Source organism: Streptomyces dysideae (assembly GCF_001514305.1).
Classification (GTDB): domain Bacteria; phylum Actinomycetota; class Actinomycetes; order Streptomycetales; family Streptomycetaceae; genus Streptomyces; species Streptomyces dysideae.
On the sequence record NZ_KQ949099.1, the window covers coordinates 98,302 to 116,750 of the forward strand.

Here is an 18,449-nt window from a genome sequence, read left to right on the forward strand (position 1 = left end):
TCAGAAGTGATCGGGACTGATCAGATGCAGTGGGCCATGGCCGTGAATCCCGCCCAGCTCTCGGGGGAGAAGAGCAGCGCGGGGCCGGCCGGGTCCTTGGAGTCGCGCACGGCGAGCAGTCCGGCCCGGGAGCCGGAGCGTGGCCGGGCCGTCTCGACGCAGTTGTTCGCTCCCGTGCTGTAGCTGCTGCGCAGCCATCGCACGTCGTGCAGATCGGTACTGGTAGGAACGTTCCGAGGCGGTGCGGACATGGTGCCTCCTTACGCGCCGTCACCTATCCCGGCGATGTAGTCCAACGAATCCTCGGGCGAAAGGGCGTGGAACTGAAGGGCGTTGAAGGCCTCGGTGTAGGCCTGGAGGTCTTCTTTCCGCTCGAGGTAGAGGCTACTCGTCAAGTGGTCGAGAACAACCACATCCAGATCAGAAGTGCTCGAAAATGAGAAGATAACGAAAGGCCCGGTGATGCCGATATGCTCACCGGCCGCGAACGGCAGGACCTGCAGCCGGACTTGCGGCAGCAGTGCTGACTCCCTCAGCCGCCTCCGCTGTCGCGCCATGACCTCGGGCCCGCCTATCTCCCGGTGCAGCACCGCCTCGTCCAGCACCGCGCTCAGCTTCAGCGGCGGATCCGCCCGCAGCACGTCCTGCCTGGCCAGACGCACCGCGACCAGCGCGTCGAGGCGCTCGTCCGCCTCCTCGTCGAGTCCGCCCACCGCGGCCCGGGTCACGGCCCGCGCGTACTCGGGCGTCTGCAGCAGTCCCGGCACCACGGAGGTCTCCAGGGTGCGCATCGCGCTCGCCTGCGACTCCAGGCTGATGAAGTCCCGGTACGTCGGGGGCAGCACGCCACGGTACGCGTGCCACCAGTGATGCCGGCCGTCACCGTCCTCGGACCCCGCCAACACCAGGAGCAGCTCCCGGAGTTGGGCATCGTGCACATCGTAGGTGTCGAGGAGTAACCGCACATCGGCCGGTTTCACCCCGCTGGCGCCGGTCTCGATCCGGCTCACCTTGGACTGGTGCCAGCCCACCAGCCGGGCCGCCTCACCGCTGGTGAGCCCCGCCCCGGTGCGTAACGCACGCAGTTCCGCGCCCAGTTTCCGGCGGCGCACTGCGGGACCATGCTGCATGGGCAACTCCTTACTCCAAACGAGTCGCCCAAATATGCTCCGCCGTCGCAGAGTTCACCGCTTCGAGCGACAGATATATGCATATCTTGGTGGATCGCCACCTGTGACGGACCCGGTGATGGCAGTCTGGCGACGAAGCACCAGTCCGGGACCGTACTCGAACCTTCCGCTCCGTGTCGGACTGCGGTCCCGTGGGAAAGGGACGACGTCGCCATGGCAGACCATCTGGAAGCATCCGTCACTCTGCCGAGCGATCCCGCCTCGGTGTCCGCGGCCCGGGCCTATGTGGTCACCACCCTGGCGGAGTGGGGTCTGCCACCCGACACCGAGGTCGCCGACACCATCCGGCTGATCATCTCCGAACTGACCACCAACGCCGTACAGCACACCTTCGGGCAGTCACCCACGTTCACGGTGGACATCGAGCTCGCCCGTGACGAACACCTGCGCATCGGGGTCACCGACAGCCACCCGAGATTCCCGAAACGGCTGCCCGCCGCCGTCCAGCAGGACAACGGCCGCGGCATGGTCATCATCCGCTGGCTGACCGCCGAGTGCGGCGGCAAGCTGAGAGTCCGGCCCACCCGCGAGGGCGGCAAGACGATCTCCATCGAACTGCCGTGGACGGTCCCGGCGGCGCCGGTGCCGACGGCGGGACAGCAGGAGTCCTAGGAGCTCCGCTGGGAGGGCCGCGAAGGGGTCGGCTGTCGTCTGCGGGTCCGTTGTGGCTGGTCGCTCCCCCAAATTCTCGGCTTCGCTCGAACCCGGGGGGACCCCCATCGCGGCGGAGCCGCATCCTGATACAGCCTCGCGCCCCTTCAGGTCAGGAATGCTGGGCTCGGCTGAAAGTGCCGCGCAGCAACGCCCGGAAGGCGTCCGCGGCCGGTGCCGCCTCGTCGGTGCGGTGGGCGACCGAGATCGTACGGCGCAGCCGGCCCCCTTCCAGTGCGCGTACCCCGACCGGGGTGGCCGACGTCCGCGCCACCATCTCCGGGACCACCCCGACCCCCAGCCCCGCACTGGCCAGCGCGCACACCAGGATGTAGCCCGGCGTCGTGACCAGCACAGACGGCGTGGCCCCCGCCTCGGTCAGTACCGCCTCCACCTCCCGCCGCCCCGGATGGTCGACCGCCATGCTGATCAGCGGCTGCCCCGCGAGCTCGGCCAGTGGGAGCCGGGAGCCACCGCTGGTGAGGGCGTGCCCCGGAGCCGACACCAGGACGAGCTCCTCGACGAGGATCGGCTCGGCACTGACGGAGGCCGGCAGGGGGACTGGACCGCCCGGCTCGTAGGTGTGCGTCATCGCCAGGTCGATCTCGCCGGCGGCCACGGCGGCGACCCCGGCCGCCGGCTCGAGGTCGGCAATGGTCAACCCCACGTCCGGATACGCCCGGCGGAACGCGCTGAGCGCCGACGGCAGCAGATGGACGCCCGCGGTCTGGAAGGTGCCGAGCCGCAGCGTGCCGCCGGACAGGCCGGCCAGCCCGGCCAGTTCGTGCCGCGCCCGCTCCAGTTCGTCGAGCACCCGGCGGGCCCGTGCCACCAGCAGCTCGCCCGCGCCCGTCAGCCGTGCCCCGCGGTGATGCCGGACAAGCAGCGCGGTGCCGGCCTCCCGCTCCAGCTTGGCCAGCTGCTGGGAGAGCGCGGGCGGCGTGTAGCCGAGCCGCTCGGCCGCCCGGGTGATCGACCCCGCCTCCGCGACCGCCACCAGGGCGGCGAGCCGGGTCGGGTCGTACATGGCACTCTCCGTCTGCCTAAACGAATGCTTAAGGGAAACCCAGAATATTCTACATACCTGCTGAAGGCTCCCGCGCGGCACGCTGGACGCCATGGACGCTCAGCTCATCGCCTTCACCGGGGTCGCCGCCGGCATGGTCGCCATGCCCGGGGCCGACTTCACCGTCGTCGTACGCAACGCGCTCGTCTCCCGAAGGGCCGGCATCGCGTGCGCGCTCGGCATCACGGGCGGACTGCTGGTGCACACCGCGCTGGCGGTGGCGGGTGTCGCCGCGGTCCTGGCCGCCGTACCGGCGCTGTTCCGCGCGCTCCAACTGGCGGGCGGTGCCTACGTCCTGTACCTGGGGATACGCACCCTGCGGCCCTCGCGGCCCTCGCGGCCCCCGGCGGCCGCCGAAGAGCCGTCCGCCGGACGCCCGTTGCGGCAGGGCTTCGTCACCAACGCCCTCAATCCGAAGGCGTCCGTCACTTTCCTGAGCCTGTTGCCGCAGTTCGTGCCCGCGGGCGCCCCCGCGCTGCCCCGGACGCTGGTGCTCGCGCTGATCGTGGTCGCCCTCGCGCTGGTGTGGTTCCCGGCGGTGGCACTGCTGGTGGACCGGCTCGGACGGTGGCTGCGCACCCCGCGTGCCGCCCGGCTCATCACGACGGGCACGGGCGCGGCACTGACGGTCCTCGGCGGCGCACTGCTCGCCGAGGCGCTCCTGACGGTGGTGTAGGGCGCGAGGGGTGGCGGCGTGTCAGGTCGCCGCCACCCGTTCGGGCGGGGCTACTTGACCCGGCCGTACCAGACGCTCTTCGTCCAGATCTTCTGCAGCTTTACGACGTCCCCCGTCTTCGGGGAGTGCCAGATCTTTCCCTTCCCGGCGTAGATACCGACGTGGTAGACGTAGGAGCCCGAGTGGAAGAACACCAGGTCTCCGGCCTTGCGGCTCTTCGCGGAGATGTGGCGGGTCTTGTTGTACTGCTGGGCCGCCGTACGGGGCAGCTTCTTGCCCGCCTTCTTGAACGAGTACAGCGTGAGCCCGGAGCAGTCGAACCTGCTCGGACCCACGGCGCCGTACTTGTACGGGGAGCCTTTTTTGGCGGCCGCCACCTGGAGTGCCTTCGTCGCCGATGTGGCCGCCTCCGCCTCGGAGGCGAGGCCGGGCGCCACGATCGAGCCGCTCACGGCGGCGAGGGTGAAGGCCGAGGCCGTACCGGCCCGGACCATGAGCGACGGGACACGATTGAGCGCAGTCATGCGCAACCCTTCGTCAGCCGCCTGTGAAGGATGACCTGTCGGATTCGGGCTGGCGAAGTTGCCCGGCCGCGTTGTCACGGCTTCACCCCAAGGGCTGCTCGGTCCGGTCGTGGTGCGGCCGTTCCGGCGACCCGTCGTGCTTGGGTCCTCCACTCCTGCCGATCCACTCCTGTCGACCGGTCATCCGGGCGGCGGCAGGACTCGGCGTCCGCCCGGATCGCCCCGCCGCTGCGGCGGGGTCTTGTCGTCAGACAGGGATCTTGGCTCACGGATGTACGAAAAACCCAATGGAACCGGGGATTTGTGGCGTTACTCACCACTCACCCGTTCGGGTGGACACTCGGCCGTTCGAGCGACTGTCCAGAGGGCCGAGGATGCTCGGACCAGCGGAGAAACGTCTAATTCCGCCTCAGGGGTGCGCGTGCTGCGCAAGTTTGACGGGTGCGCGAAGGGTGCGGTGACTACACCGAACGGGGGTACGCCGTTTGGTCCGTTTCAACTCCGGTCCGGACGCTTCCGTTCGCCGCGGCGGGCGTCCGGACCGGCTGTGGGTGCGTCAACTGTCGGAGCGCGGCGGCACTGTGACGCGGGCCGTGCGGCGCTCCCCGTCCAGCACGCGCAGCGCACGCGCCAGCGTGGGGGCGTGCAGCTCGGTCTCGCCCCGCTGGTGCATCAGCGCCAGCGCGTCGCGCAGCTCGGCCGCCCTGGTCACCAGCGCCTGGGCGGCGCGCAGTCCGCGGTACGTGTCGCCGTGCTGGGCCGGGTTGATCCGGCCGAGCAGGTCGACCACGTCGAGATAACGGTCGATCAACTCGCCCTCGGCACGGGTCAGTGCGGGCAGCGGCGGCAGTTCGGGTGGGAGCACTGGCGGATCACCGCCCCGTGGGCGGGGCGAGGGTGGCCTTGCGGCTGGGGATGATCTGGTCCACCAGCCCGTACTCCAGGGCGCCTTGCGCGTCCAGGATCCTGTCCCGCTCGATGTCCGCGGTCACCTGCTCCGGGCTGCGCCCGGTGTGCCGTACGAGCATCTCCTCCATGCGGGACCGCACCCGCGTCAACTCGTCGGCCTGGATGGCCAGATCGCTCGCCTGCCCCTCGACCGGCTCGGACAGCAGCGGCTGGTGGATCACCATGCGGGCGCCCGGCAGCGCGGACCGTTTGCCCGGCGCGCCGGCGGCCAGCAGCACCGCGGCGGACGCGCCGGCCTGGCCCAGGCAGATCGTCTCGATGTCGCAGGTCACGTACCGCATGGTGTCGTAGACCGCCGTCATGGCGCTGAACGAGCCGCCCGGCGAATTGATGTACAGCGAGATGTCCCGGTCGGGGTCCTTGTGCTCCAGGTACATGAACTGCGCCATCACGTCGTTCGCCGAGGTGTCGTCGATCTGCGTCCCCAGGAAGACGATCCGCTCCTCCAGCAGCTTCGAGTACGGGTCCTGGGTCTTGCTTCCGTAGCTCGTGCGCTCCGTGAACTGGGGCAGGACATAGCGGGCGGCTGGTCGGATCATGGCACGCCTCCTCTAGGAGTGTCGTCGCTGTAAAAAATGTACAGGACGTACATGACGTAATGTGGGGAGCATGGCCTACGAGATTCCGGTGACGCAAGCCAGGGCTGAGCTCGCCGATCTGATCAACCGGGTGGTCTACGGCAGCGAGCGTGTCGTCGTGACACGGCACGGGAAGCCCCTCGTCGCCCTCGTCTCCGCCGCCGACCTGCGACGACTCGATGAGCTCGACCGGCTCGCGGAGGAGCAGGTGATCAGCTCGGTCTCCAACGTCCGCGATGTCTCGTCCGCTCCCCGTGAACGCCAGCGCTTCGGTATCGCGGCAGAGCACCGCGGGCCCAACGTCTCGTAGCGGCAGGCCTGCCGGACACGAAGAGCCGGACGCGCAAAGCCGGACACGAAGAGACCGTGCACCCCCGTCCGCTACAGCGGGGGTGCACGGTCGCTTCCGTGTGGCCGGTCAGCCGACGGCGGCGAGTTCCCGCTCGGTCACCGGCTCACCGCTCTTCGTACGGGACTTGAGCGCACCCCCGAGCAGTACGGCACCCAGGCCCAGTGCGGCCCACCAGGTCAGCGTGAGGACGGGGCCGGCCGCCGCCGCGCCGTCGAAGTACGACACCGAGCGCAGCAGGGTCGCGCCCGCACCCGGCGGCAGCCACTGACCGATCGTGCCGACCGGCTCGGGCAGCATCTGCGGTGCCGCGGACGCCCCGGAGAACGGGTTGCCGAACAGCATCACCACACCCGCGGTGATCCCGATACCAGCGGGGCCGAGGAGCGCGGCCAGTCCCGCGACGGCACCGCTGACGGCCAGCGTCGCCAGGCCGAGCGTCCCGGCCTCCGCCCACCAGTCGCCGGTGAGCACCCCGAGCCAGCTGTGCGCGATCGCGGCCCCGACGATGCCGACCAGCGCGGCGGAACCGATCAGAGCGGTCACCGCGTGCGGGCCGCGCAGCCGGAGCAGGGTCACCACCGAGCCCGCCGCGATGCCGGCCAGGGCGAGCGGCAGCACACTCGCGCCCAGCGCCGCGCCGCGCGGGTCCTGCTTGGGAGTGGGGACGACGTCGACCGTCCTGACCTGGGTGCCGTCGGCCGCCGCCTGCTGTGTCATCGCCTGCTGCAGCGTCTGGGCGACCACCGGGCCCGCCGCCGACGCGGTCAGCAGTTCGGGACCCTGGGCGGTGACCACGATCGCGCCGTATACGGTCCGGTCCTCGATCGCGTCCCGGGCGGCGGCCTCGTCGGCGTAGCGGTGGATCTCGAACGCGCCCTCGCGCTGGGCCAGTTGCTGCTCCAGCTGGGCCGTCGCGGTGGCCGGCCCGGCCACGCCGAGCGGCAGGTCGTGGGGTGCGGTGCGGGCGGCGGGCCAGGCGAAGGCCCACAGGGCCAGGGCCGCGAGGACGGGGACGAGGACGACCGCTGCGATCAGGCGGCGGGCGGGTGGCCGGGTCGGTGTAGCGGACGGTGTGGGCATGGGGGCCTCCTGGAGGAGAGTTCCGAGTGGTCGGCGCAAAAAAGAAGGATCGTTCGTTTTACTTGGTCCCACCGTGCTCCTCGCCTCTTCTCCTTGTCAAGAAGGAATGTTCGTTTTACGTTTGCGGTCATGGCCCGCGTATCCCAGGAACACCTCGACGCCCGCCGCCGGCAGATCCTCGACGGCGCCGCGCTCTGCTTCGCCCGTAACGGGTTCCATGCCACGTCCATGCAGGACGTACTCAAGGAGGTCGACCTCTCGGCCGGGGCGGTCTACCGCTACTTCAGCGGCAAGGACGAACTGATCACCGCGATCGTCCGGGAGGTGCTCGAAGAGGTCCGCAACGCCTTCGAGGACGCCACCCGGCAGGGCGCGCCCTCGGGCCCGCCCCCGCCGCCGGACGTGGTGGCCGGGAAGGTCCTGGGACGCATGCTCCGCATCTGGTCGCGCCTGACCGTCGACGGGGAACCGGCCTTCCCGCGGCTGATCCTGCAGATCTGGTCGGAGACCCTGCGCAACGCGCAACTCGCCGCCGTCCTGACCGACGTCTTCGTGGCCCTGCGCGAGCGCTGGGTGTGGGCCGTGGAGGCGTACCAGGAGGCCGGAATGATGCCGCCGGACATCCCCGCGGAGCACGTCGCGCGCACCATGATCGCCACCGTGCAGGGCTTCGTCGCGCAACAGGCCCTCTTCGGGCCGGCACCGGTCGAGGTCCTGCAGGATGGTCTACGGGCGTTGACCGGGATGCGGGAGCCCGACGCGACACGCTCAGCGGATCACAGCTCGGTTAACTTGAATGAAACTCGGTCCAACTAGCCTGCCCATCCACGCCACCAGGGACTTTGCCCCGTGGCTGCGGCAACCGGACCCCGCACGGTCCGGAGCGAGGACTGTGAGGTGGGACGTGCAACTGACCCCGCACGAGCAAGAGAGGCTGCTCATCCACGTGGCGGCCGACGTGGCCGAGAAGCGCCGGGCCCGTGGGCTCAAGCTCAACCACCCGGAGGCGGTCGCCCTCATCACGTCGCACATCCTCGAGGGCGCACGTGACGGCCGTACGGTCGCCGAGCTCATGGCCTCCGGCCGCAAGTTGCTGACCCGCGACGACGTCATGGAGGGCATCCCCGAGATGATCCACGACGTCCAGGTGGAGGCGACCTTCCCGGACGGCACCAAGCTCGTCACCGTCCACGACCCGATCGTCTGAGGGGGCTCCATGATTCCCGGAGAGATCCTGTTCGCCGACGGTCCGATTGCCTACAACGAGGGCCGTGAGGTCACCCGGCTGACCGTCCTCAACGCCGCCGACCGGCCCGTCCAGGTCGGCTCCCACTACCACTTCGCCGAGGCCAACCCCGGTCTGGACTTCGACCGCGCCGCGGCGCGCGGCAAGCGGCTCAACATCGCCGCCGGCACCGCCGTGCGCTTCGAGCCCGGGATCCCCGTCGACGTCGAACTCGTACCGCTCGCCGGCGCCCGTGTCGTGCCCGGACTGCGCGGGGAGACCGGAGGTGCCCTCGATGCCTGAGATCTCGCGTGCCGCGTACGCCGATCTGTTCGGCCCGACCGCAGGTGACCGCATCCGGCTCGCCGACACCGATCTGATCGTCGAGATCGAGGAGGACCGTTCCGGCGGTCCCGGACTCGCCGGTGACGAGGCCGTGTTCGGCGGCGGCAAGGTCATCCGTGAGTCCATGGGCCAGTCGCGTGCTACGCGCGCAGACGGCACGCCGGACACGGTCATCACGGGTGCGGTCATCGTCGACCACTGGGGCGTGGTGAAGGCCGACGTCGGCATCCGCGACGGCCGGATCACCGGCATCGGCAAGGCGGGCAACCCCGACACGATGGACGGGGTGCATCCGGACCTTGTCATCGGCCCCGAGACCGAGATCATCGCGGGCAACGGCCGGCTCCTCACCGCCGGCGCCATCGACGCCCACGTCCACTTCATCTGCCCGCAGATCGCCGACGAGGCGCTCTCCGCCGGCATCACCACGCTGATCGGCGGCGGCACCGGTCCCGCCGAGGGCTCGAAGGCGACCACCGTGACGCCCGGCCCCTGGCACCTGGCCCGGATGCTGGAGGCGATGGAGGAGTACCCCGTCAACCTCGGCCTGCTCGGCAAGGGCAACACCGTCTCCCACGAGGCGATGCTGTCCCAGATCCGCGGCGGTGCGCTCGGCCTGAAGCTGCACGAGGACTGGGGTTCCACCCCCGCAGTCATCGACGCCTCGCTGACCGTCGCCGACCGGACCGGCATCCAGGTCGCCATCCACACGGACACGTTGAACGAGGCCGGGTTCGTCGGCGACACGCTGGCCGCGATCGCGGGGCGGGGCATTCACGCCTACCACACCGAGGGTGCGGGCGGCGGGCACGCGCCGGACATCATGACCGTGGTCTCCGCGCCGCACGTGCTGCCGAGCTCGACCAACCCGACGCGGCCGTACACCGTCAACACCGCCGAGGAACACCTCGACATGCTGATGGTGTGCCACCACCTGAACCCGGCGGTGCCGGAGGACCTCGCCTTCGCCGAGTCACGGATCCGGCCGTCGACGATCGGCGCGGAGGACCTCCTCCACGACCTGGGCGCGATCTCGATCATCTCGTCCGACGCCCAGGCCATGGGCCGGGTGGGCGAGGTCATCATGCGGACCTGGCAGACCGCCCATGTGATGAAGCGGCGACGGGGTGCGCTGCCCGGGGACGGGCGCGCGGACAACCACCGGGTACGGCGGTACGTGGCCAAGTACACGATCAACCCGGCGCTCGCCCAGGGCCTCGCGCACGAGGTCGGCTCCGTGGAGACCGGCAAGCTCGCCGACCTCGTGCTGTGGGAGCCCGCGTTCTTCGGGGTCAAGCCGCATCTCGTCGTGAAGGGCGGGCAGATCGCGTACGCGCAGATGGGCGACGCGAACGCGTCCATCCCGACGCCGCAGCCGATCCTGCCGCGGCCGATGTTCGGGGCGATCGGGCGGGCGCCCGCGTCGAACTCCATCAACTTCGTGGCGGGGCCGGCTCTCGAGGACGGGCTGCCGGAGCGGCTCCAGCTCGGGAAGAGGTTCGTGGCCATCGAGTCGACGCGCGGGGTCACCAAGGCCGACATGCGGGAGAACGACGCGCGGCCCGAGGTGCGGGTCGATCCCGACAGCTTCGCCGTGCACATCGACGGGGAACTCGTCGAGGCGACTCCGGCCGCCGAACTGCCCATGGCCCAGCGGTACTTCCTCTTCTGACGGCAGGGTTCCGATGTCACGGGCAGCACTTCTCGTCCTGGCCGACGGCCGGTTTCCCGCCGGGGGGCACGCGCACTCCGGCGGGGCCGAGGCGGCCGTCAGGGCCGGGCGGATCACCGGGGCCGCGAGCCTGGAGGACTTCTGCCGGGGGCGGTTGCACACGGCGGGGCTCGTCGCGGCGTCGCTGGCCGCGGCGGCCGCGGCCGGGGTCGATGCCCTGTCGCTGGACGCCGCCGCGGATGCGCGGACGCCGTCGCCCGCGTTGCGGGTTGCCGCGCGGAAGCTGGGGCGGCAGTTGATGCGGGCCGCTCGGGCGACCTGGCCGTCGGAGGAGCTCGACGCGCTGGCGCGGGCGTTTCCCAAGGGGGCCCATCAGCCGGTGGTGCTGGGGGTCGTGGCTCGGGCCGCGGGGTTGGGGGCGTCGGATGCGGCGTACTGCGCGGTGTACGAGAGTGTGAGCGGGGCGGCGTCCGCGACGGTGCGGTTGCTGAGTCTTGATCCGTTCGACGCCACGGGGGTGTTGGCGCGGTTGGCGCCGGAGCTTGATCGTGTCGCGGATCGGGCGGTGGAGTCGGCTCGGAGGGTGGCCGGCGAGGGAGTCGACGCCCTGCCCGCGGCCTCTGCTCCGCTGCTGGAGATCGGGGCGGAGGTGCATGCTGGTTGGCCTGTACGTCTGTTTGCCTCTTAGGGGCGTCACGCGCCACGGGGCTCCGCCCCCTGGACCCCCGGCCTATGCCCATCCACCACCCGTTTACGGTCGGGAGAGAAGCTGGACTCGCCTCTCGACCGAGTCGGACAAGCAGTGACCCACGTGCCATCGGAGCCGCCATATGCACCTCGACCACTCCCACGACGGCCCCGCCGCCGTCAGTGCCGACGCCCACCGGCCCAACGGCTCGCGGCGTGCCCTGCGGATCGGGCTCGGTGGGCCCGTCGGGTCCGGGAAGACCGCCACCGTCGCCGCACTGTGCCAGGCCCTGCGGGACGAGCTGTCCCTTGCCGTGGTCACCAATGACATCTACACGCGCGAGGACGCCGAGTTCCTGCTGCGGGAGGCTGTACTGCCGCCCGAGCGGATCACCGCCGTGGCGACGGGGGCCTGTCCGCACACCGCGATCCGGGACGACATATCCGCCAACCTCGAGGCCGTCGAGGACCTGGAGGACGAGGTCGGGCCGCTGGATCTCATCCTCGTGGAGTCCGGCGGGGACAACCTCACCGCCACCTTCTCCAAGGGGCTCGTCGACGCGCAGATCTTCGTGATCGACGTGGCCGGCGGCGACGACATTCCGCGCAAGGGCGGGCCGGGCGTGACCACGGCCGACCTGCTCGTCGTCAACAAGACCGACCTCGCACCGTACGTCGGCTCCGACCTCGGACGGATGGCCGCCGACGCCAAGGCCCAGCGCGCCGAACTGCCGGTCGTCTTCCAGTCGTTGAGGAGCAAGGGCGGGGTCCGGGACGTCGCCGGCTGGGTGCGGGCGCAGCTCGCCGCGTGGACGGCGTGACCGTGGGCGGGGTGCGGGCCGCGGCGCGGATCGTCGCCCGGGACGACGGCAGGGGCGGCACGTCCCTGCCCGTCCTGGCGGGCGACGGCCCCCTGGCGCTGCGCCGCACCCGGGGGAGCGGAGCCGAGGCGCGGGTCATGCTCGTCGGGGCGATGAGCGGACCCCTCGGCGGTGACCACTTCAGCGTCGCGGCCGATGTGGAGAGCGGCGCCCGGCTGCTCGTCGGGTCGGCGGCCGCCACCATCGCCCTGCCGGGGCAGGACAAGGGCGGGGCCCGTTACGACGTACGACTGTCCGTCGCCGACGGGGGTGAACTGCGCTGGCTGCCCGAGCAGTTGATCTCCGCGAAGGGGAGCGACCTGTGCGTCACGACCCAGGTCGAGGTCGGGGCCACGGGGCGGCTCGTGCTGCGTGAGGAGCAGGTGCTCGGGCGGGTGGGAGAGGAACCCGGGCGGCTCGCCGGCAGGCTCTCCGTGCGGGTCGGGGGGCGGCTCGTGCTCGACCAGGAGCTGGTGTGCGGGGCCGGGGCGCCGGGCGGCTGGGACGGGGCCGCCGGGCTCGCCGGGCACCGGGCCGTCGGGCAACTGCTCGTCGTACGGCCGGAGTTCGCGGAGCAGCCGATGACGGCCCGGGTGCTCGGGGAGAGCGCCGCGCTCATGCCGCTCGCCGGACCCGCTGCGCTCGTCACCGCCGTGGCGACCGACGCGCTGCGGCTGCGGCGGGTGCTGGACGCGGCGCTCGCGACGTTCGACTAGACCGACCTCAAGGGCTCCCGCCTTCTCACCGAGAAGGACGCGGCCGGTTTCTCGGCCGCCCCCTGTCTCATACGCCCAGTCAGGCTGCGACAGCAGCGGCGACATCTCCCGCCAGTCCTGCTCACGCGACCGTCTCCGGGAGACTCTCGGCGTACGTCACCACCGGGCGGTAGCCCAACTCCCGTTCGGCGGCCGCCATACCGCACACCACGGGAGCTCGGCCGACCAGGGTGCACGGCCCACGGCGGGGCTCGGAGCCGGACCGTCCACGAGCACCCGCTCCGTCTCGGCGCCCATCACGGCGTCGACGGCCGCCCCGATCTCCGCCACCGTTCGGAGCCTGGGGATCAACGGCGTTGAGCACCCGGGACCCGGGCCGCGCCGCCGCCAGCCGCATCAACTCCGCGAGGGTGCGGGCACTCGAGGTGTGCAGCCGACTCTCGCCGCCGAACGCGAGCACCCTCCCCCCACTCTCGGCTTCGCTCGAGCGGGGGGACCCCCATCGCCGGCCGTCGAGGTTGCGTTTCACGAAGTACAGCTCGCGGGGGAGCGGACTGTACGGCCCGTGGATCGCGCCGGGCCGCAGGATCGTCGTCGGCAACTCGTCCTTCGCTGCGAGGAGTTCGAGCTCCAGGGTCGCCTTGCGGTCCGGTACGTGTCCTCGCCCGGCGCCACCGTGGGCTGGTCCTCGGGGATCGGCACCAGGTACTGGGGGAGTCCCTCCGTCCGGCCGCCCCGTCAACTGCCGTGCGTACCCGGCGTCGTAGCCGACGATGTCGACCACCGCGTCGCAGCCGTCCCCGATCACCGCGGCCGGCGCCGCGTCGTCGCCCCGGTCGAGCCGCACCGCCCGTACCCCGTCGTGCCGCCCCGCGTCCCGGCCGCCGCCCCGGGAGACGGCCGTCACCTCCCAGCCGTCCCGGGCCGGCACGTCCACCGCCGGTCGCACGGTCTGTCCCGTCGCCCCGATGACCACCGCACGTCTCATGCCGGACGCGGCAGGGCGGTGCGGATTCGCCGGTCATGATGTTCTGCCGATGACAGAAGGCCTCAACTGATCGGCATCCGCGGGAACTTGCGTTCCTTCTCCGCCTTCGCCGCGGCCTCCTCCGCCTTGACGACGGCCGCGTACTGGTCGACGTACTCCTGCTCGGACAGCGACAGGATCGCGTACATGATCTCGTCGGTGATCGCGCGCAGGATCGCCTTCTCGTTCTCCATACCGGCGTAGCGGGAGAAGTCCAGGGGCTTGCCGAAGCGGATGACGACGGGGTGGACGTTCGGGATGACCTTGCCGGGCGGCTGCGCCTCGAACGTGCCGATCATCGCGCACGGGATGACGGGAACCTGGGCCCTGAGCGCCATCACCGCGACACCGACCTTGCCCTTGTAGAGGCGGCCGTCGTGGGAGCGCGTGCCCTCCGGATAGATGCCGAGCAGCTCGTCCTTGCGCAGGACACCGAGGCCCTCGCGGATCGCGGCCTGGCCGGCCTCCTTGCCGGAGCGGTCGACCGGGATCTGCCCGGCGCTGCGGAAGAAGGTCGCCGTCAGTCGGCCCCTGATGCCCGGCCCGGTGAAGTACTCGGCCTTGGCCAGGAAGGTGATGCGGCGTTTGAGGACCGCGGGCATCAGGAAGTGGTCGGAGAACGACAGATGGTTGCCCGCGACGATGGCCGCGCCGGTCTCCGGCACGTGCTCGAGGCCTTCTATCCGAGGCCGGAAGACCAGTCTCAGCAGGGGGCCCAGCAACACGTATTTGAGCAAGTAGTAGAACAAGGGGTCGCTCCTCACCCGGCGGATCGGTCAAACCGCCGTGTTCTGGCTGGTCAACCGGCGTGTCGTGGGGGTGTCAGTGTAGGGGCAGGCGGGAGACGGGGGAACCGGGCCGGATCGGCCACCCGGCCCCCGACAAGGGCTTGTTGGGGGCTTCCGCTGACACCCCTGCGGGAGCTTGCCCTCACAGCCGCACGATGATGAGCGCCGTGTCGTCGGTGGCACCTCCCGGAGGCAGCAGTTCCAGCAGGACGGTGTCCGCGAGGTTCTCGGGATCCGCCTCGCGGTGCCGGCCGAGGGTGTCGGCGAGCCGGGACAGACCCGTGTCGATGTCCTCGTGGCGCCGCTCGATCAGACCGTCGGTGTACAGCACGAGCGTGGCGCCCTCGGTGAACGTGATGGTGGCCTGCGGCCGGGGGGCCGGGTCGGGACGGGCGTCCAGGGGCGGGTCGGTGGCCTTGTCGAGGAACTCCACCCGCCCGTCTGGGTGGACCAGCGCGGGCGGGGGATGGCCGGCGCTGCTGTAGGTGATGGTGCGGCGGTCGAAGTCGACGAACGTCGTGACGGCGGTCGCCGACTCGGCGCCGTCGACCACATGCGCGTACCGCCCCAGCACGTCCAGCGCCTGGGCCGGGCCCTCTGCGACCCGGGAGGTGGCGGTGAGCGCGCTGCGCAGCTGGCCCATCACCCCGGCCGCCGCCAGGCCGTGACCGACCACGTCGCCCACGGACACGCCGAGGCGGTGGCCGCCCACCAGGTCGACCACGTCGTACCAGTCGCCGCACACGTTCAGCGCGCCGACCGCGGGGCGGTAGCGTACGGCGGCCCGGTGGTCGCCCACCTGCCGGTGTGCGGGCAGCATCGCCTCCTGCAGGGCGAGGGCGACCTCGCGTTCCCGGGCGTGCGCCTGCCGCAGCCTCTCGTTGAGTTCCTGCAGTTCGCGGGCGCGCGTGTACAGCTCGGCCTCGAGGATCCGGGCTCGGCTGTTCTGGGGACCGCCGCGGGCCCGGATCAGCTCGGTGACCTCCTCGACCCGGTGCATCACCAGCACCACCTTGCCGTCCGGGCCGAGCACCGGCGCGTTCACCGGGCTCCAGTAACGCTCCTCCCACTGCCCGGGGCGGTCGGGGTACTCGACGTCGTACCGCTGCAGGGCCATGGTGTCGCGCTCGCCGGTGGCCACCACCCGGAGCATCGACGACTCCACGTTGCGCATGCCCTGCGACGCCGGGTTGTCGGGGTTCTCCGGGAAGACGTCGAAGATGTGGCGGCCGACGACCTGTTCGCGCCTGCGGCCGGTCGCGCGCAGGAAGTCCTCGTTGACGTCGGCGTACACCAGCTCGGGCGTCAGCAGGGCCACCATTCCGGGCAAGCCCCGGAACACCGCCGTGTAGTCGATCGCCATGTCGTTCATGGTTCCCGCTCTCGCCACCGGGATCACCCCAGTTTCGCATGATATAGGTGGTCCGAAGTCATATCGGCGGATCCGTCAGGGACTGCTCCGCCCAGATGATTTTCCCCTCGGAGGTGAACCGTGTCCCCCAGCGCTGGGTGAACTGGGAGACCAGCAGCAGCCCGCGGCCGCCCTCGTCCGTGGTGCGCGGATGGCGCAGGTGCGGCGCGGTGGCGCCGCCGTCGAACACCTCGCAGATCAGCGCCCGCTCCTTGAGCAGCCGCAGCCGGATGGGGCCGGAGGCGTGCCGGATCGCGTTGGTGACCAGCTCGCTCACGACCAGTTCCGTGGTGAAGGCCAGCTTCTCCAGGCCCCACTCGGTCAGCTGCCGGGCTGCCGCCTTGCGGGCCTCGGCGACCACGGCCGGGTCGCCGGGCAGGTCCCAGTCCGCAACCTGGTCGGCGCCGAGCAGCCGGGTGCGGGCCATCAGCAGGGCCACGTCGTCGTGCGGACGGTCCGGGACCAGCGCGTCGACCACGGTCCGGCAGCGCAGGTCGAGCGTGACCGCCTGCCGCTCCAGGGCCCGGCGCAGCCGGTCCCGGTCCGCGTCCACGGCCCACTCCGGACCGCGCGCCAGCAGCCCGTCGGTGTGCAGGGCCAGCGTGCTGCCCTCCGGGAGGTCCAGCTCCAGCGACTCGAAGGGCAGTCCGCCCGCGCCGAGCGGCGGCCCCTGCGGGAGGTCTACGAAGGTCACCCTTCCGTCGGGCAGTACGACGGCGGGCGCGGGGTGGCCGGCGGCGGCCATCGTGCACTGTCCGTCGACGGGGTCGTAGACGACGTACACGCACCCGGAGCCCACGGCTGGGGCGCTGTCGCCGCCGGCCGCGTCCGGGTCGACGCCCTCCTCGTGGGCGGTCCGCGCGACCAGGTCGTCGAGGTGGGCGAGCACCTCCTCGGGCGGCAGGTCCAGCGCCGCGAGGGTGCGTACGGCGGTCCGCAGCCGGCCCATCGCGGCGGCGGCGCCGATGCCGTGGCCCGGGACCTCGCCCACCACGAGGGCGACGCGCGCGCCGGACAGCGGGATCAGGTCGTACCAGTCGCCGCCGAGGCCGGTCAGCTCGTCGGCCGGGCGGTAGCAGGCGGCCACCTCCACGGCGGTCTGCTCGGGCAGCCGGTGCGGGAGGAGGCTGCGCTGCAGGACCAGCGCGGCGTCGCGTTCGCGGGTGTAGCGACGGGCGTTGTCGACGCAGACGGCCGCCCGGGACACCAGGTCCTCCGCCAGGCTCAGGTCGTCGGCGTCGAACGGCTCCTGGCGGTGCCGCCGGAAGAACGTCGTCACGCCCAGGGTGACGCCCCGCGCGAGGATCGGCACGATCATCACGCTGTGCGGGCCCAGCTCCAGGAGGGTGACCGCCCGGCCGTCGGGGAGGTCCGTGCCCCACTCCTCGGCCAGCGGGTCGAGCCGCTCCTCGCGCCATGACCGGCCCGTGGTCAGACACCGGATCGGGGGCGAACCGGCCAGATAGGCGGCCACGTCCCCGATGCCGACGACGGCCTCGGGAACGTTCTCGTGCACGGACTGGTGCCCGGCCCGGCGCAGCGGCACCAGCTCCGTGTCGCCGAGCGGCCCGGACAGCAGCTCGGCACCCCGTAGCACCGGCTCCAGCAGGTCCACGCAGACGAAGTCGGCGAACCCCGGCACGGCCACGTCGGCCAGCTCCTGCGCGGTCCGCATGATGTCCAGGGTGCGGCCGATCTGCTCGCCGGCCCGGTCCAGCAGGGCCAGCCGCTGGCGGGCGCGGTGCCGCTCGGTGATGTCGACGACCGTGTAGTACACGCCCATCGGGTGGCCGTGGTCGTCGTCGAGCCGGGTGAACGACATCATGTGCGCGGTCTCCCGGTGCGGCGCGGACCGCAGGCGCCCCAGATGCTCGTACCCCACGATCGGCTCGCCGGTCGCCAGCACGCGCCGCATCTGCGCCTCGATCGCCTCGGCGTCCAGGCCCGGCTGGATGTCCGCGAGCCGCCGTCCCAGCCGGCGCGGCGCGGGTCCGCCGCCGAACTGTTCCAGGGCGGCGTTGGACCACACGAACCTCAGGTTCACGTCCACGACGGCTATACCGACCGGCGACCGGGCGAGCATCTGCTCCAGCACCGGCCGGCTCATGTCCCAACCCGGCGCCTCGTCCATCTCCGACACCAGTACGAGCCACTGCGACGCCCCCACGGTTTCCTGTGCGGAGGTGACCCGCACCATGACCCGCACCGGCCGCCCGTCCTTGTGCCGGGCGGTCAGCAACCCCGCCCACCCTCCATCCTCCCGGCACCGCTCGGCCACCTCCGGCACCCGTGCGGCGTCCTCCGGCGTGAGCAGGCCGCGCACCCCACTGCCCACCACCTCGTCGGCGGTATACGCCAGCAACCGCTGCGCGTCCCGCGTCCAGCTCGTCACCACACCCCGCGCATCGAGCAGCAAGGGCGCGGCATCCGCCACGTCGAACGGCTGCCGCGCAACGCCCTGCTCCTCATGTGTGCCCACGGCCGACCTCTCTGTCGCTGAGAGCGGTCTACCACCTCCTGTCTCAATCTTCACCCTTCCGGTCGGCGATGCCTCCTGGCCGGGGCCGGGCGGGGGCGCCGTGAGTGGTGGGGCTCGTCGGACGGTGGTCGGGAGTGCGGGGCGGCAGGACAC

The 18,449-nt window shown here is 71.5% G+C and carries 20 protein-coding genes and 1 pseudogene; 10 read left to right on the forward strand and 11 right to left on the reverse strand.

The window, feature by feature from the left end:
* Positions 1 to 20: 20 nt before the first annotated feature.
* Both AQJ91_RS31975 and AQJ91_RS31980 read right to left on the reverse strand, forming a co-directional pair.
* Positions 21 to 251, reverse strand: coding sequence for a DUF397 domain-containing protein (locus AQJ91_RS31975; protein WP_067028459.1), 231 nt, complete (start codon positions 249 to 251; stop codon positions 21 to 23).
* A gap of 9 nt (positions 252 to 260) precedes the next feature.
* Positions 261 to 1,130, reverse strand: coding sequence for a helix-turn-helix domain-containing protein (locus tag AQJ91_RS31980; protein WP_067028460.1), 870 nt, complete (start codon positions 1,128 to 1,130; stop codon positions 261 to 263).
* A gap of 213 nt (positions 1,131 to 1,343) precedes the next feature.
* Here AQJ91_RS31980 and AQJ91_RS31985 point away from each other — a divergent pair, with 213 nt between their 5' ends.
* The gene (locus AQJ91_RS31985; protein ID WP_067028461.1) at positions 1,344 to 1,802 is read left to right on the forward strand and encodes an ATP-binding protein; all 459 of its coding nucleotides are present in this window, start codon (positions 1,344 to 1,346) and stop codon (positions 1,800 to 1,802) included.
* Between the two features lie 151 nt (positions 1,803 to 1,953).
* Here AQJ91_RS31985 and AQJ91_RS31990 read toward each other — a convergent pair whose 3' ends face one another.
* Complete coding sequence (locus AQJ91_RS31990; RefSeq protein WP_067028464.1) at positions 1,954 to 2,868, reverse strand: LysR family transcriptional regulator; 915 nt, start codon at positions 2,866 to 2,868, stop codon at positions 1,954 to 1,956.
* 91 nt (positions 2,869 to 2,959) lie between these two features.
* Here AQJ91_RS31990 and AQJ91_RS31995 point away from each other — a divergent pair, with 91 nt between their 5' ends.
* Positions 2,960 to 3,583 (forward strand): LysE family translocator, encoded by a 624-nt coding sequence (locus AQJ91_RS31995; protein ID WP_067028466.1) that lies wholly within the window; start codon positions 2,960 to 2,962, stop codon positions 3,581 to 3,583.
* Positions 3,584 to 3,633: 50 nt separating this feature from the next.
* On the opposite strand, the gene AQJ91_RS32000 is transcribed toward AQJ91_RS31995, so the two are convergent.
* The 3 genes from AQJ91_RS32000 to AQJ91_RS32010 all read right to left on the reverse strand — a co-directional run bounded on the left by AQJ91_RS32000 (position 3,634) and on the right by AQJ91_RS32010 (position 5,615).
* Entirely contained in the window at positions 3,634 to 4,107 is a 474-nt protein-coding gene (locus AQJ91_RS32000; protein ID WP_067028468.1) for a C40 family peptidase, read from the reverse strand.
* Positions 4,108 to 4,663: 556 nt separating this feature from the next.
* On the reverse strand, positions 4,664 to 4,972 hold the full coding sequence (locus tag AQJ91_RS32005) for a hypothetical protein (protein WP_067028469.1): 309 nt from the start codon (positions 4,970 to 4,972) through the stop codon (positions 4,664 to 4,666).
* A gap of 7 nt (positions 4,973 to 4,979) precedes the next feature.
* The gene (locus tag AQJ91_RS32010; RefSeq protein WP_067028470.1) at positions 4,980 to 5,615 is read right to left on the reverse strand and encodes an ATP-dependent Clp protease proteolytic subunit; all 636 of its coding nucleotides are present in this window, start codon (positions 5,613 to 5,615) and stop codon (positions 4,980 to 4,982) included.
* Between the two features lie 70 nt (positions 5,616 to 5,685).
* Between AQJ91_RS32010 and AQJ91_RS32015 the strand changes: the two genes are divergently transcribed.
* Complete coding sequence (locus AQJ91_RS32015; RefSeq protein ID WP_067028471.1) at positions 5,686 to 5,964, forward strand: type II toxin-antitoxin system Phd/YefM family antitoxin; 279 nt, start codon at positions 5,686 to 5,688, stop codon at positions 5,962 to 5,964.
* A gap of 108 nt (positions 5,965 to 6,072) precedes the next feature.
* On the opposite strand, the gene AQJ91_RS32020 is transcribed toward AQJ91_RS32015, so the two are convergent.
* Positions 6,073 to 7,086, reverse strand: a complete 1,014-nt coding sequence (locus AQJ91_RS32020) for an ABC transporter permease (protein WP_067028472.1) — start codon at positions 7,084 to 7,086, stop codon at positions 6,073 to 6,075.
* Between the two features lie 129 nt (positions 7,087 to 7,215).
* Between AQJ91_RS32020 and AQJ91_RS32025 the strand changes: the two genes are divergently transcribed.
* From AQJ91_RS32025 to AQJ91_RS32055, 7 genes are all read left to right on the forward strand, one after another.
* Complete coding sequence (locus tag AQJ91_RS32025) at positions 7,216 to 7,902, forward strand: TetR/AcrR family transcriptional regulator (RefSeq protein ID WP_067028473.1); 687 nt, start codon at positions 7,216 to 7,218, stop codon at positions 7,900 to 7,902.
* An 88-nt stretch (positions 7,903 to 7,990) separates the two neighbouring features.
* Positions 7,991 to 8,293, forward strand: coding sequence for an urease subunit gamma (locus AQJ91_RS32030; protein WP_010355509.1), 303 nt, complete (start codon positions 7,991 to 7,993; stop codon positions 8,291 to 8,293).
* A gap of 9 nt (positions 8,294 to 8,302) precedes the next feature.
* Positions 8,303 to 8,614, forward strand: coding sequence for an urease subunit beta (locus tag AQJ91_RS32035; RefSeq protein WP_067028474.1), 312 nt, complete (start codon positions 8,303 to 8,305; stop codon positions 8,612 to 8,614).
* On the forward strand, positions 8,607 to 10,328 hold the full coding sequence (locus tag AQJ91_RS32040; protein WP_067028475.1) for an urease subunit alpha: 1,722 nt from the start codon (positions 8,607 to 8,609) through the stop codon (positions 10,326 to 10,328). Before AQJ91_RS32035 ends, AQJ91_RS32040 begins: the two co-directional genes overlap by 8 nt.
* Before the next feature lie 13 nt (positions 10,329 to 10,341).
* Positions 10,342 to 11,016 carry an urease accessory protein UreF gene (locus AQJ91_RS32045; protein WP_067028477.1) on the forward strand — a complete coding sequence of 225 codons (675 nt, stop codon included), beginning with the start codon at positions 10,342 to 10,344 and terminating at the stop codon, positions 11,014 to 11,016.
* 142 nt (positions 11,017 to 11,158) lie between these two features.
* Positions 11,159 to 11,836 carry an urease accessory protein UreG gene (gene ureG, locus AQJ91_RS32050; RefSeq protein WP_067028479.1) on the forward strand — a complete coding sequence of 226 codons (678 nt, stop codon included), beginning with the start codon at positions 11,159 to 11,161 and terminating at the stop codon, positions 11,834 to 11,836.
* A complete protein-coding gene (locus tag AQJ91_RS32055; RefSeq protein ID WP_067028481.1) occupies positions 11,824 to 12,591 on the forward strand; it encodes an urease accessory protein UreD in 768 nt (255 codons plus the stop codon). The genes ureG and AQJ91_RS32055 overlap by 13 nt, the downstream gene beginning before the upstream one ends.
* A 124-nt stretch (positions 12,592 to 12,715) precedes the next feature.
* Here the strand turns inward: AQJ91_RS32055 and AQJ91_RS32060 are convergent.
* From AQJ91_RS32060 to AQJ91_RS32075, 4 genes and pseudogenes are all read right to left on the reverse strand, one after another.
* Positions 12,716 to 13,579 (reverse strand): annotated as a pseudogene (locus AQJ91_RS32060) (NAD-dependent epimerase/dehydratase family protein); the annotation flags it as partial.
* A gap of 62 nt (positions 13,580 to 13,641) precedes the next feature.
* Positions 13,642 to 14,367: a lysophospholipid acyltransferase family protein gene (locus tag AQJ91_RS32065; RefSeq protein ID WP_067028485.1), complete on the reverse strand. Its 726-nt coding sequence runs from the start codon at positions 14,365 to 14,367 to the stop codon at positions 13,642 to 13,644.
* 181 nt (positions 14,368 to 14,548) lie between these two features.
* Positions 14,549 to 15,778: a PP2C family protein-serine/threonine phosphatase gene (locus tag AQJ91_RS32070; protein ID WP_067028487.1), complete on the reverse strand. Its 1,230-nt coding sequence runs from the start codon at positions 15,776 to 15,778 to the stop codon at positions 14,549 to 14,551.
* Between the two features lie 58 nt (positions 15,779 to 15,836).
* Positions 15,837 to 18,296, reverse strand: coding sequence for a SpoIIE family protein phosphatase (locus AQJ91_RS32075; protein WP_067028489.1), 2,460 nt, complete (start codon positions 18,294 to 18,296; stop codon positions 15,837 to 15,839).
* Between the last annotated feature and the right edge of the window lie 153 nt (positions 18,297 to 18,449).